Below are 13,796 nucleotides of genomic sequence, written 5' to 3'. Positions count from 1 at the left end.
AGGCAACGGGTCGGCGCGCTCATTCAGTTCTGCAGGCCGGACCGTTATCCATAGTCGAGCTTGCGTGAGCCTTGTTTGCTGTCCGGCTGCGTGGTTGATGGTTGTTGGCTGCGCTTCGGACTTTCAACCTATAAGGCCAGTGCCGCCGAAGGGTGGGACATACCCAGGCGTAAGAAAGTATCCGGTCCGTCCATCGGCCTGCCGAAATAATAACCCTGCATGACGCGACAGCCGAGGCTGCGCAGCAGAAGCGCCTGTTCCGCTGTCTCCATGCCCTCGACAATACAGGTGCAGCCGATATTGCGGGAGAGGTCGACGATCGTCCTTACAATGCTCTGGCTGAAGATGTTCGTGCAGATATCGACCACGAAGCTTCGATCGATCTTGACCTTGCGCAGCGGCAACCGATGCACGTAGCCGAGACTGGACTGCCCAACACCAAAATCGTCCAGCGCAATTCCGGCTCCGGTCGCGGTCAACCGGTCGAGATTCTCCAGCGCGAGCGAAAAGTTCGACATGACGCTGGTTTCCGTCACTTCGAAATCCAGCGCGGATGGATCAAAGCCGCTCGTTGAAAGTATATCGATCAGCGCGGAGACCGTCTTTTCAGACATGATGTCCTTTGTGGACAGATTGAAGGAGAGCCGGGTATCTGCAGGCCACTGGACGGCGGTTTGCAGTGCTTTTTCGAAAAGCACCGGCGTCATGGCAGCAATGATCCCGCAACGCTCGGCAACCGGAATGAAAATATCAGGCCGGACGGCGCCGAGTGCGGGACTGTGCCATCGTGCGAGTGCTTCAAACCCGATGACCCTGCTCGTGTCCATATCGACAAAAGGCTGAAAGACGACCTTGAGCTCCCGTTCGAACTCGGCGTTCTGCAATTCCTGCTGAATACGGCTGAGACGGGTGATTTCACTTTCATGGTGCTCGGAAAAAACCACGACTTGGCCGCGGTGATGCTCTTTTGCGTGGTAAAGTGCAAAATCCGCGCGTTCGAACAGCACAGACGCCTGTGTCCCGGCATCGGGAAAAACAGCGAAACCGAGAGAGCCCGCAACCTTTGCCGATATGCCGCGCACGTGGCAGGGAACATGCAACATATGGCATATTCGCTGCCCCAACTCCGTCAGGGCAATGTTGTCTCCCGTTTTTACGATCAGACCGAACTCGTCTCCGCCGAGACGTGCAGCAAAAACGCCCTCGTTCTCGAAGGTTTTCAGCCGGCTGCCTGCCTCGATCAGCACGGCATCGCCGACTGCATGGCCAAAGGCGTCGTTGACGGGTTTGAAGCCATCAAGATCGATGATGCCGATGGCCAGGCGCTCATGATGCTGCGCTGCGGCCTCAATGCGCACATGGAACTCGTCCTGAAAGCGCCGGCGGTTGGCGAGGCCCGTCAGGCTGTCGATATTGGCAAGCCTGCGATTTTCATCGCTCAGCTTTTGCGTTTCCTCCTGTTTGGCGGTGAGTGCCTTCTGAGATTCGATCAGATCGACGAAGTCGCGATAATGGGTCAAGAGAATGTATATCATCGACGCTGCGACAAGCACCATGTTGATCGCAATCGCCTGGAAAACCGGCTCGCCGGTCAAAGCGAAGAACAGCGTGAAGGGTGTCAGAACAATGGCCGTCACCAGCAAGGCTGCCGAGCGGAGATGCATCAGGCAGAAGATGCAGCCGATGACCGTCACGGCCATGTAGAAGGCCACGTGAACCCGGGCCAGTCCTTCGCTGTAAGGAAAGAGAGCGAGGGCCCATGCGGTGAAGCTGCAACCGAGAATGCCCGCAAGCCTGATCGTGGAGCGGAGACGAGCCGCAGCCATCCGATCACTGATCACCCGCAAGCGTGTTCGCCACCACATCGACACGCGGATGATGCATGCAATGCCAAGCATCGCCGGAATATAGACCGTCAAATACCGCGGCGCGGAATTCAGGTGTGTCAGAGACAATGCCACCGTGTTGGTCAGCAGCATGAAATAAAGGAGCGGGATCTGCTGTGAAAACGCGGCGTGTTGTGCCTGAATCAAAGCAGGATTGCTTTCATCGACGGCAAAAAATGCTTTCAGTCGCCCGCGCATCGCAGTTGTCTCCTCCCAAGCGGAGACTATCGGCTATAAAAATGAAGCAAAGCTAAAAAATCGCCCACTGGGATTGCGATTGACGGATCGTCAAACCTCGCGCCTGCCCGACGATTTGTCCTAACTCAGATCGCGAAGTGCATCGAGCGGCCCGACATACTGGGGCGGCTGCGGGTTTTCATCCGGATTGGGAACAGGATCTTCGTCCGGCAGACGATCTGGCTCAGGTTCTCCGATCGGCGGATCGGGCTGACCGAGGGGTGGTACGCCAGGCACGTCTGGAAGAGGGTCGGGTGGAATTGTCATCTCAGGTCTCCGTCATCAGCGTTACAGCTGCTCAACGCTTGTCTATCCTTTTGGTTCAACTCGGCATCACGCGGTAAAAGCAGCTTTCATCAACGTCTGTGTATAAGCTTCCCGGGGTGTATCGAAGATTTCGTCCGTCCGGCCCTCCTCGACGATGGTGCCGTTCTTCATGACGATCACATAGTCCGACATGGCCTTTATCACGGCCAGATCGTGGCTGATGAAGATATAGGAGAGGCCGTGGGCTTTCTGCAGGTCGCGCAGCAGGTCGATGACCTGGCCCTGGACGGAGCGGTCGAGCGCAGAGGTCGGCTCGTCCAGAATGACGACCTTCGGCTTGAGAATGATCGCCCTTGCAATCGCGATGCGCTGCCGCTGGCCGCCCGAAAATTCGTGGGGATAGCGGTTGCGGGCAGCCGGATCGAGCCTGACCTCCCTCAGCGCCTCAATAGCCCTTCGATCCCGTTCGGCTCGACCGAGTTGCGGTTCGTGAACATAGAGACCCTCGGTGATGATTTCGCCGACAGTCTGGCGCGGCGACAGCGAGCCGTAGGGGTCCTGAAAGACGAGCTGCAGCTGACGCCGCAGGGGTCGCATGGCTGACCGGTCGAAATCGGAAATATTGGTTGCGCCGAACCTGTAGCGCCCGGTGCTTGGTATCAGCCGGAGCAAGGCCCGGCCGAGCGTCGATTTTCCGGAGCCGGACTCACCGACGATCCCGATGGTCTGTCCCTCCCGCAGGCGGATGCTCACGCCATCGACGGCCCGGAAGACGCCTGCCGGCTTGCCGAAAAGTCCGCCGCCTGTCGCGTAGTCTACCGCGACATGTATGCCCTCCAGCATGGTCGGGGCATTCTCCGCCGGTGCGTCCTTGCGGCCGTTCGGTTCGGCGGCAAGCAGCATCTTCGTATAGTCGGCCTGAGGCCGCTCGAAGATTTCCTCGGTTGTTCCGGTCTCAACCACTTCGCCCCGGCGCATAACGGCGACACGGTTCGCAAAATGGCGAACGATGCCGAGATCATGGGTGATCAGCACCACCGCCATGCCGAATTTCGCTTGCAGGGTCTTGAGCAGATCAAGGATCTGCGCCTGGATGGTGACGTCGAGCGCCGTGGTCGGCTCGTCGGCAATCAGGATGTCGGGCTCGTTGGCCAGCGCCATGGCGATCATGACGCGCTGGCGCTGACCGCCGGACATTTCATGCGGGTAGCTGTCGATCCGCCGTCCCGGATCGGGAATGCCAACCAGTTCGAGGAGTTCCAGCACGCGGGCACGCGCCTGCTTGAACGTGCCGCCGCGATGGTGGACGATCGGTTCGGCGATCTGCCGTCCGATCGTGTAGAGCGGGTCGAGAGAGGTCATCGGCTCCTGGAAGATCATGGTGATCTTTGCGCCTCGCACGCTGTTGAGTGCCTTTGCAGGCAGCCCCACCAGTTCCTGTCCGCGATATCTGGCCGAGCCGGCAACGGTTCCGTTGGAGGCAAGCAGTCCCATGATGCCCATCATCGTCTGGCTCTTGCCGGACCCGCTCTCGCCCACCACGGCCAGGGTTTCGCCGGCCTTGATGTCGAGATCGATGCCCTTGACCGCCTGCACCGTTCCGTCCGGTGTCGAAAAGGACACTTTAAGGTCTCGGACAGCGAGAATTGTTTCCCGTGTATCAGTCATGTCAGCGGTCCTTCGGATCGAGCGCATCGCGCAGGCCGTCGCCGGCGAAATTGAGCGAGAACAGGGTGAGCACGAAGAAGATCGCCGGGAAGATCAAAAGCCAGGGTGCCGACTGGATATTGTTGGCGCCTTCGGCAATCAGCGCGCCCCAGCTGGTCAGAGGCGCCTGCACGCCCAGTCCGAGGAAGGACAGGAAGCTTTCGAGCAGGATCACCTTCGGCACGACGACGGTGACGAAGACCACGACGGGCCCGATGGTATTGGGAATGATATGGCGGCGGATGATCTGCCAGTCGGTCAGACCCAACGCCTGCGCGGCACCGATGAACTCGCGCCGTTTCAGTGCCAGCGTCTGGCCGCGCACGATGCGGGCCATATCAAGCCATTCTACCGCACCAATGACGAGGAAGATCAGGACGAAGGAGCGGCCGAAAAAGACGACCAGGACCACGACGAGGAAGACGAAGGGTAGCGAATAGAGAATTTCGACGAATCGCATCATGACATTGTCGACGCGGCCGCCGATATAGCCGGAGGTTGCGCCGTAGAGAACGCCGATCGAGAGCGAGACGAGACTGGCGAGCAGGCCGACGGCAATCGAGATCTGGCCGCCAAGCATGACCCGCGCCATGAGGTCACGGCCGTTGGAATCGGTGCCGAACAGAAAATATTCCCGGGATACGTTGCCGGCCAGTTTCAGTGTCTTACCAGCGTCTTCGGTGGCGGTGACCTGGGTATTGTCGAATTCGTTGGCGCGGTCGAAATAGCGGGTCGTGCGGGGATCGATCGGTGAGGCCGATGTCACGGTGGCCGTGAAGGCCTGACCCTCAACGGCGAATTCCTTCAGATCGACGCGCGCGCGGGAGGCAACGCTCTCCATCACCTCCTGCAGGCTCGACGCGTCGGGCCGCGGCTCAAGGCTCGGCGGGATCGAGACATAGGATGGAAAAACCTGATCGTAGCCATGGCTGATGAAATAGGGTCCGAGGAACGAGAACAGGGCAATCAGCGTCAGCATGACGCAACCGGCCATGGCGGCGCGGTTTCGGCGAAAACGCAGGGTGGCGAGCTGAAACAGGCTTCGGCTTGCAGTCTCGTGCGGCAGCGGGGTTGTGACGATATCAGTCATGGCGAACCCTCGGATCGAGCAGGCCGTAGAGAATGTCGACCAGAAGATTGAAAACGATGACGAAGATGGCGATCAGCACCACGGTTCCCATGACCAGCGTATAGTCGCGATTGATCGCACCCAGCACGAAGTACCGGCCGACGCCGGGAATGGTGAAGATCGTCTCGACGACGGCCGAGCCGGTGAGCAGGGCGGCGGCGGCGGGTGCGAGATAGGAAACGACCGGCAGCATCGCCGCCCGCATCGCATGGGTGACGACGACGACGCGCGACGGAAGGCCATAGGCGCGGGCGGTCCGGATATGGTCGGTATGCAGCGCCTCGATCATCGAGCCGCGCGTCAGCCGGGCAAAGACTGCAAGCTGCGGCAGGGCGAGCGCGATCATCGGCAGGATCAGGAAGCGCAGCGAACCGTCCCCCCAGCTGCCGGCAGGAAGCCAGGCCAGCGTGATCGCGAAGACGAGCGTCAGCACAGGGCCGACAACAAAGTTCGGCACGGTAACGCCGACGGTCGAGACCGACATGACCAGGAAATCGACGGCACTGTTCTGCCGAAGCGCCGCGATCGTGCCGGTCAGCACCCCGCCGATCAAGGCCAGAAGCAGCGCGTAGAACCCGAGTTCCATCGAATAGGGCAGGCCCTTGGCGATCAGTTCGGCGACCGTATTGTCCTTGTAGATGTAGCTCGGCCCGAAATCGCCGGTCACTGCATTGCCGATATAGGAAAGATACTGGCTCCACAGCGGCTGGTCGAGATGGTAGGTCGCCATCAGGTTCGCCATCGTCTGCGGCGGTAGCGGCCGTTCGAGATTGAAAGGCCCGCCCGGAGCGAAGCGCATCAGGAAGAAGGAAATCGTGACGACGATGAACAGGGTCGGCACGGCGCTCGCAAGGCGGCGCAGGACAAAGGAGATCATGGTTTTGCTCTCTGACCGTGACGCGCGGCAGCCAACAGCGGCCGCGCGTCAGAAATCCGTTACTCGGAAACGCTCAGGAAGCGGCTGAGATGCGCGTTGACGGCGTTATCCTGCCAACCCTTCACCTTGTCGGAGACGAGCCAGAGATCGGCCTGGGTGAGGAATGGAGCCACCGGCTGTTCCTTCATCATCAGCGCCTCGGCTTCATGAAGGGTTTTGGAGCGTGCGGCCGGGTCGGTCTCCTCGTAGGACTTCTTCATCAAGGCATCGAAATCCTTGTTTTCGAAATGGCCGTAATTGAAGGTCTTGTTGGTCGATACACTGAGCGCAAGGAAGTTTTCGGCATCGGCATAGTCGGCAACCCAGCCGGCGCGGGCAACGTTGAACTTGCCGCCTTCCTGCAGATAGGCGTAGTGCGAGGAGACATCGAGATTGACCATCGACACCTTGGCGCCAAAGGTGTTCTTCCACATGTCGGCGACGGCTGTCGCCACGCGCTCGTGGTTCGGGTTGGTGTTGTAGCGGATCTCGATGTCGAGCGGCTTGCCGCCTTCGCCGTAGCCGGCTTCCTTCATGAGCTTCAGCGCTTCGTCCTCGCGGTCGAGTTGCGACTTGTCGGCGAAATCGGCCTTTGCCGGATCGCCATAGCTCGCCATGCCCGGCGGCACCATGGAATAGGATGGCAGCTGCGAGCCGGAATAGATTTCCTTGGCCAGGAAGTCGCGATCGACGGCCATGGAGAGGGCACGGCGAACGCGCACGTCGCTATAGGGCTCCTGGCGCGTGTCGAAGGCGTAATAATATGTCGCAAGCGTCGGCGATACATGCACCTGCGCGCCGTAGGACTTGCGTAGCCGCTCCAGCTGGTCGGCCGAGAAATTATAGGCGAGATCCATTTCCTTGGCTTCGAACCGGCGGACGGAGGCTGCCTGGTCATCGATCGGGTAGAAGATAACCTTGTCGATCTTGACGTTGGCCGCATCCCAGTGACTGGGGTTCTTCTCGACGGTCAGGCTGTCGTTCGGCGTATGGGCGACAAGCTTGTAGGCACCGTTAGACACCATGACGCCGGGCTTGACGAAATCGGCGCCGTTCTTTTCGACGCTTGCCTTGGAAACCGGCAGGGCGGTCTGATGCGCGAGCAATTCGAGGAAAAAGGGTGTCGGACGTTCAAGGGTGATTTCCAGCGTCTTTTCATCGACGGCTTTCACACCCAGCTGATCCACCGGAACTTCGCCCTTGTTGACCTTTTCGGCATTCTTGATCGGGAAAAGGATATTGGCATAGCCGGCCGCTGTCTTCGGATCCTCGACGCGCTGGAGCGAGAAGACAAAGTCCCCGGCGGTGACCGGAGAACCATCCGACCACTTGGCGTCGGCGCGCAGCTTGAAGGTGTAGACCAGGCCGTCGCTGGACAATTCCCAGCTTTCGGCAGTGCCCGGCACAACTTGGCCGGCGGCATCATAAATGGTGAGGCCCTCGTAGAGATCCTTGAGGATGAACTCCTCGATATTGATCGAGGTGTGGGCCTGGTCAAGCGTCTGAGGCTCTCCGGCATTGCCGCGGTGAAGCACGGTTTCTGCGAGTGCCGGGCTTGCGCCGACGATGAACGACGCGAGCAGTGCCGCTGTGCGGAGGTTGATTTTCGCCAAAGTCATTTTGTTATCCTTCCCCTCTTTCAGGTTGCGAAGGGGCGAGAGAATGCCAATTTTCTACCGAAAGCAAGGCCGTTTGTCGGTTTCCGATGATTGGCTGTGTCGTTATGGGGACGGTGTCGATCGCTCTCTGGTTGTCTTTGCGCCATTATTCTCCCCTGCTTTCCGACTGGCTAAAATACCGTCATCGCGGATGCAGCCGCAGCGTCGCGACAGATTAAGATCAATTTCGAGCAGTTTACGTAATATGTCATGTGGCGTAGCGCCCTGAGGCGAAAGAAAGCGTTTCAACACTTTATTTTCTCCCTGCAGCTAAGTCCGAGGCAGGGTGATTAAGCCGGGTATCCCGGCGCAATCTCGAGATGAATATCCAAGGCTGTCGAAAACGCGTGAAATCCTGTTGATGGATCTACTTGGAGCGGCAGCCCGGTCTGCAAATGGCGCGAAAAAACCGAGTGCGACTCATTTGAAGCGGTCTGCAATCAGTTGGGTGCGGTCTATTCAAAGACGGCCAAGAAAATGCGCGGCCATCGGTCTATGTCGTGCTCAAGGCACGGGTCGCTTTCATCGTTTCGACAAACGCAAATCCGCGTCGTTCCCGGTTGCCAAACCGTGATCATCAATTAAGGTGCTGCAATAATCCGCGCGGCGGGAGGCTTGTCCGGCGAAGGCCTGCACTGGAATCTGCTCGAATTGAGAACAACAAGCCGCCAATGAACGGGCGGTGTGATGAACGGGAGAGTTTAATGGCATTGATCACCTTGCGGCAACTGCTGGACCACGCGGCCGAGAACAATTACGCGTTGCCGGCCTTCAATGTGAACAATCTGGAATATATTCAAGCTGTCATGCGGGCTGCCGATGCGACGGATTCTCCCGTCATCCTCCAGGCGAGCCGCGGAGCCCGCGCCTATGCCGGTGATGCCTTCCTCAGGCATCTTATCCTCGGGGCGACCGAAGAATATCCCCATATTCCGGTCTGTCTGCATCTTGACCATGGAGATCAGCCCTCGACCTGCATTTCGGCGATCACCAATGGTTTCACCTCCGTGATGATGGACGGGTCGCTGCTCGCCGACGGGAAGAGCATTGCCAGCTATGAATACAATGTCGGCGTCACGGCGGACGTCGTGAAGATCGCCCATGCCGCCGGCGTCTCCGTCGAGGGCGAGCTCGGTTGCCTCGGCAATCTGGAAACCGGAGCCGGCGAGAAGGAGGACGGCCATGGATTCGAGGGCAAGCTGTCGCGCGAGGAGTTGCTGACCGACCCGGAACAAGCGTTCGATTTCGTCGAGAAAACCGGCGTCGATGCGCTTGCCGTGGCCATTGGTACCAGCCACGGGGCCTATAAGTTCACCCGTGCTCCGGATGGGGACATTCTGTCGATCGAGACCATCGCGAAGATCAACAAGCGGCTGCCGAACACCCATATGGTCATGCACGGCTCGTCATCGGTGCCGCAGGATCTGCAGGACCTGTTCACCGCCAATGGCGGAACGATGAAGCAGACCTGGGGCGTGCCGGTTGCCGAAATCCAGAAGGCCATTCCGTTGGGCGTGCGCAAAGTCAATATCGATACCGACCTGCGCCTCGCCTTCACCGGCATGATCCGCAAGCATCATCTCGAAAACCCGGATAATTTCGACCCCCGCAATTATCTGAAGCCGGCGACGGCGCGCATGGTCGATGTGTGCAGGGAGCGTTTCATCGCCTTCAATACTGCCGGCCAGGCCTCGAAAATCCGCGTCAAGCGTCTGCCGGATATGGCAAAGGCATATTCGACGGCAGCGTAGACGGTGTGCGGGCGCGAATCTGGTCCCGGCCAGCTCGAGGGTGCCTTTTGCTCGATCCACATCACGATAATGTCACGAAGGACGGTTAGCGACGCACAAACGGTCTGATGGGCCGCCCGTCGCCACCAGAGGACTGACCCTGCGCTACGCCTGTTACATAACGCCCGAGCGCGACCACCCCCTGACGCTTGCCGCGGCGGATTGGCTGGGACGCAATCCCTTTACCGGGGAAGCCGTCGAACTGCGTTCCAGGTCCGGTTTTCAGGCTGCCGAATTGGAAGCCCTGACGGCCGATCCGCGGCGCTATGGTTTCCACGGCACGATCAAGGCGCCTTTTGCGCTGGCAGCCGAAAAGAACGAGGCGCAACTTCTTGCAGCTTTTGCGGACTTTGCCGCGCAAGCCGTCCCTTTCGAGATCCCGGCAATGACGGTTGGGCAACTCGGGCCGTTTTTCGCGCTCGTTCCGGCCATGGAGTGTCCGGACCTGCAGGCGTTGGCCGATGCGACGGTTCGTCATTTCGAACCGTTCCGCGCACCCCTCTCGCCGCAGGATTTTGTGCGCCGGAAACTGGAACTCCTCAGCGATGCGCAAAGGGCGAACCTCATCTCGTTCGGTTATCCTTATGTCTTCGACCAGTTCCGCTTTCACATGACACTGACGGGGCCGGTGCCGGAGGAGCGGCAGGTTGCCATGAAGGCCGTGCTTCTCGAGATGTTTGCGCCCTTCATCGGCAAGCCGCTTGCTGTTGGATCGCTTGCCCTGTTTATCGAGCAAGCGCGCGGCGCAGCGTTTGCCGTCCATTCCACGTTGCCGCTCGGTTAAAACATCCAAACGAGAGAGATCATGATATGACCGCGGAAACCGTTTTCTCCAACGCGCAAATCGTTCTCGAAGACCGGATCATCGCGGGTTCCGTTCTTCTTCGAGACGGCAGGATTGCCGATATCTGTGAAGGCTCCAGCCGCGTCGGCGAGGACTTCGAGGGAGACTACCTCATCCCCGGTCTCGTCGAACTTCATACCGATCATCTCGAAGCCCACTACGCCCCACGCCCCGGCGTGCGGTGGGTGAAGATGGCCGCCATCCAGGCCTATGACACGCAAGTGGCCGGGTCAGGGATCACGACGGTCTTCGATTGTCTGCGCATGGGCTCCGATGACGAAGGGGGATTCCAGCAGGGCGAGATGCGCGATATGGCCGATACGCTCGCGCAGGCGGGACGGGAGAACCGGTTGCGCGCTGATCACCGTATCCATCTGCGCTGCGAAGTTTCGACTGAAAACGTCCTGGCGCATTTCGAGCAATTCGAAAACGATCCGCAGGTCGGCCTTGTCTCTCTGATGGATCATGCGCCGGGCCAGCGTCAATTTCAAACCATGGACCAATACACGCTCTATTATAAGACCAAGCGCGGTCTGTCCGACGACGCTTTCGCGGAATTCTGCGCCCGCCAGCAGGCTCTTTCGGCGCGATATTCCGCCCCGCATCGGGCCGAGATTGCGAAAGCCTGCGCGGAGCGGGGAATTCCGTTGGCCAGTCACGACGATGCGACGCTTGCCCATGTCGAGGAATCCGTTGGCTATGGCATTCGCCTCGCCGAATTTCCAACCAGTTTCGAAGCCGCCGAGGCATCCCACGCCGCGGGGTTGAGTGTGCTGATGGGCGCGCCGAATATCGTGCGTGGCATGTCCCATTCCGGCAATATCGCCGCCCGGGATCTGGCGGAGCGTGGGGTTCTGGATGTGCTGTCATCCGACTATGTCCCGTTCAGCCTCATTCACGCGCCCTTTGTTCTGGCCGGCGAGGTCGAAACCGTCAGTTTGCCCCAGGCGCTGGCCATGGTCACGGCAACGCCGGCCCGCGCTGTCGGTCTCGATGATCGCGGTCGCATTGCCATCGGCTTGCGCGGCGATATTGTCCGGGTCCAGCGAAGCGAAACCATTCCGGTTGTTCGCTCGGTCTGGCGCGAAGGTCGGCGGGTCGCCTGATGCATCGCGCATCGGCGGACAGCCCCGGCACCATGATCGTCATCGTCGGCCCGAGCGGGGCCGGAAAGGACAGCGTCATCGGCTTTGCCGCCAGCCGATTTGCAGGCTGCGACGATGTCGACATCGTGCGCCGGGTCATCACCAGGCCATCCGATGCCGGCGGTGAGGATCACGAGAGCGTTTCGGACGAGCTGTTCGAAAGCCGCCTGAAGGCTGGCGATTTTGCGGTCGCCTGGCAGGCCCACGGGTTGAAATATGCCATACCCCGTCAAGCGCTGGACAGGGTTCGGGCGGGGCAGATCGTGGTCGCCAACGGCAGCCGTGCAGTCCTCGATCAGTTTCGGCTGGTCTTTCCCGCCGTCAGGATCGTCAACGTCACCGTCTCGCCGCAGGTCCTTGCCGCGCGTCTGGTCTCGCGGGGACGCGAAAGCGAGGCGGATATCCTCAAGCGTCTGCAGCGTCAGGCTCCCGACATTCTGGAAGCCGCCGACGTCACGACGATCGACAATAGCGGCCCGCTGGAAACGGCGGGTACGCATTTCGTGCAACTGATCGAAGCGCTGCGACGATCAAGGCGCAACGCTTCCGAGGCTTGATTGATTATACTGCCATTGCCTGCCCGTCACAGGCGATGCAGGAGTCTGGTTGGCACCTGAAGGCAACGAGACAGATGCCAAGTCCATCTCGTTGCTCAATGGTCACTCTCGACTATTCGATGTCGAAGGAGACGCCCTGTGCGAGCGGCAAGGCTTTCGAATAGTTGATGGTGTTGGTGGCACGGCGCATATAGGCCCGCCATGCATCCGAGCCGGATTCACGGCCGCCGCCGGTTTCCTTCTCTCCGCCGAACGCGCCGCCGATTTCGGCGCCTGATGTGCCGATATTGACGTTTGCGATGCCGCAGTCGGAGCCATCCGGCGAGAGGAAGCGCTCGGCCTCCTGCAGGTCGAGTGTGAAGATCGATGAGGAGAGACCCGCACCCACCGCATTATGGTCGGCGAGCGCAGCGTCGAAATCGCTGTACTTCATGACATAGAGGATCGGCGCAAAGGTTTCTTCCGTAACAGGGCCATGCTGCTTCGGCATTTCCACCAGAGCCGGCTTGACATAGTAGCTGTCGGAATGACCGAGATCGACGCGTTCTCCGCCGGTCACCATGCCGCCGTGTGCCTTGGCTTCTTCGATTGCCTTCTGCATATTCTCGAAGGCCGGCTTGTCCACAAGCGGGCCGACAAGGGCCGCCGATTCCAGCGGGTTGCCGACCGAAACGCTCGCATAAGCCTTCTTCAGGCGCGGAACCAGCGCATCATAGACGCTTTCGTGGACGAAGAGACGGCGCAGCGTCGTGCAGCGCTGGCCGGCAGTCCCCATGGCGCCGAAGGCAATGGCGCGCAGGGCCATGTCCAGATCGGCGGAAGGGCAGACGATACCGCCATTGTTGCCGCCGAGTTCGAGGATTGCGCGTGCGAAGCGCTTGGCCAGGCGCGGACCGACATCCCGGCCCATGCGGGTCGAGCCGGTCGCCGAGACCAGCGGCACCTTCGGATGATCGACCAGGACCTCGCCGATGGCGCGGTCGCCGATCAGAACCTGCGTCAAACCTTCAGGCGCATCGCCGAAGCGGGCAATGGCGCGATCAAGGATAGCCTGCGATGCAAGTGCGGTCAGCGGGGTCTTTTCCGACGGCTTCCAGACCACGGCATTGCCGCAGACCAGGGCCAGCGCCGAATTCCAGGCCCAGACGGCAACCGGAAAGTTGAAGGCGGAGATGACGCCAATGACGCCGAGCGGGTGCCAGGTTTCCATCATGCGATGGCCGGGGCGCTCGGTTGCGATCGTCAAACCGTAAAGCTGGCGGGATAGGCCGACGGCGAAATCGCAGATGTCGATCATTTCCTGCACTTCGCCGAGACCCTCGGAGGTGATCTTGCCGGCCTCGATCGACACGAGGCGGCCGAGATCGGCCTTGCTGGCGCGCAGTTCTTCACCCAGCAGGCGGATCAGCTCGCCGCGCTTGGGCGCCGGCACGAGACGCCAGGCGCGGAAGGCCGCGTCGGCCGCATCGATCTTTTCGGCGGCTTCGTCGGCCGAAACCGTCTTCAGACTGGCGATCTGCTCGCCGGTAACGGGCGAATAGGAGGCCATGCTGCCGCCCGTGTAAAGCTCCCTGGGGACGCCGAGCTTGTCAAGGAGAGCGGCCGTTTCCTGAACGACATTCACCGTCTTCGTTGCAATGTTCATGATGGGTAACTCCTT

11 protein-coding genes are annotated in these 13,796 nt (G+C 60.2%); 4 read left to right on the top strand and 7 right to left on the bottom strand.

Features of this window, described 5'->3' with window-relative positions:
- Positions 1 to 128: 128 nt before the first annotated feature.
- From PY308_RS20050 to PY308_RS20025, 6 genes are all read right to left on the bottom strand, one after another.
- On the bottom strand, positions 129 to 2,084 hold the full coding sequence (locus PY308_RS20050; protein WP_275786185.1) for a putative bifunctional diguanylate cyclase/phosphodiesterase: 1,956 nt from the start codon (positions 2,082 to 2,084) through the stop codon (positions 129 to 131).
- 120 nt (positions 2,085 to 2,204) lie between these two features.
- Positions 2,205 to 2,390 (bottom strand): hypothetical protein, encoded by a 186-nt coding sequence (locus tag PY308_RS20045; protein ID WP_275786183.1) that lies wholly within the window; start codon positions 2,388 to 2,390, stop codon positions 2,205 to 2,207.
- Between the two features lie 66 nt (positions 2,391 to 2,456).
- A complete protein-coding gene (locus PY308_RS20040; protein ID WP_275786180.1) occupies positions 2,457 to 4,058 on the bottom strand; it encodes an ABC transporter ATP-binding protein in 1,602 nt (533 codons plus the stop codon).
- Between the two features lies 1 nt (position 4,059).
- A complete protein-coding gene (locus PY308_RS20035) occupies positions 4,060 to 5,187 on the bottom strand; it encodes an ABC transporter permease (protein WP_275786178.1) in 1,128 nt (375 codons plus the stop codon).
- Positions 5,180 to 6,103: an oligopeptide ABC transporter permease OppB gene (oppB, locus tag PY308_RS20030; protein ID WP_275786175.1), complete on the bottom strand. Its 924-nt coding sequence runs from the start codon at positions 6,101 to 6,103 to the stop codon at positions 5,180 to 5,182. Before oppB ends, PY308_RS20035 begins: the two co-directional genes overlap by 8 nt.
- Positions 6,104 to 6,162: 59 nt before the next feature.
- Positions 6,163 to 7,761, bottom strand: a complete 1,599-nt coding sequence (locus tag PY308_RS20025; protein WP_275786172.1) for a peptide ABC transporter substrate-binding protein — start codon at positions 7,759 to 7,761, stop codon at positions 6,163 to 6,165.
- Positions 7,762 to 8,504: 743 nt separating this feature from the next.
- Here PY308_RS20025 and fba point away from each other — a divergent pair.
- The 4 genes from fba (at position 8,505) to phnN (ending at position 12,136) form a co-directional block, all read left to right on the top strand.
- Entirely contained in the window at positions 8,505 to 9,551 is a 1,047-nt protein-coding gene (gene fba / locus PY308_RS20020) for a class II fructose-bisphosphate aldolase (RefSeq protein WP_275786169.1), read from the top strand.
- A gap of 139 nt (positions 9,552 to 9,690) precedes the next feature.
- A complete protein-coding gene (locus PY308_RS20015; protein WP_275791216.1) occupies positions 9,691 to 10,374 on the top strand; it encodes a DUF1045 domain-containing protein in 684 nt (227 codons plus the stop codon).
- A 26-nt stretch (positions 10,375 to 10,400) separates the two neighbouring features.
- The gene (locus PY308_RS20010; protein ID WP_275786166.1) at positions 10,401 to 11,540 is read left to right on the top strand and encodes an alpha-D-ribose 1-methylphosphonate 5-triphosphate diphosphatase; all 1,140 of its coding nucleotides are present in this window, start codon (positions 10,401 to 10,403) and stop codon (positions 11,538 to 11,540) included.
- Positions 11,540 to 12,136 carry a phosphonate metabolism protein/1,5-bisphosphokinase (PRPP-forming) PhnN gene (phnN, locus tag PY308_RS20005; RefSeq protein WP_275786163.1) on the top strand — a complete coding sequence of 199 codons (597 nt, stop codon included), beginning with the start codon at positions 11,540 to 11,542 and terminating at the stop codon, positions 12,134 to 12,136. Before PY308_RS20010 ends, phnN begins: the two co-directional genes overlap by 1 nt.
- Positions 12,137 to 12,248: 112 nt before the next feature.
- Here phnN and amaB read toward each other — a convergent pair whose 3' ends face one another.
- A complete protein-coding gene (amaB, locus tag PY308_RS20000; protein WP_275786162.1) occupies positions 12,249 to 13,781 on the bottom strand; it encodes an L-piperidine-6-carboxylate dehydrogenase in 1,533 nt (510 codons plus the stop codon).
- Between the last annotated feature and the right edge of the window lie 15 nt (positions 13,782 to 13,796).

This window comes from Pararhizobium gei (assembly GCF_029223885.1).
GTDB lineage: Bacteria > Pseudomonadota > Alphaproteobacteria > Rhizobiales > Rhizobiaceae > Pararhizobium > Pararhizobium gei.
The sequence above is the reverse complement of the archived record's forward strand: the minus strand, read 5'-3'. Positions and strand labels throughout refer to the sequence as shown.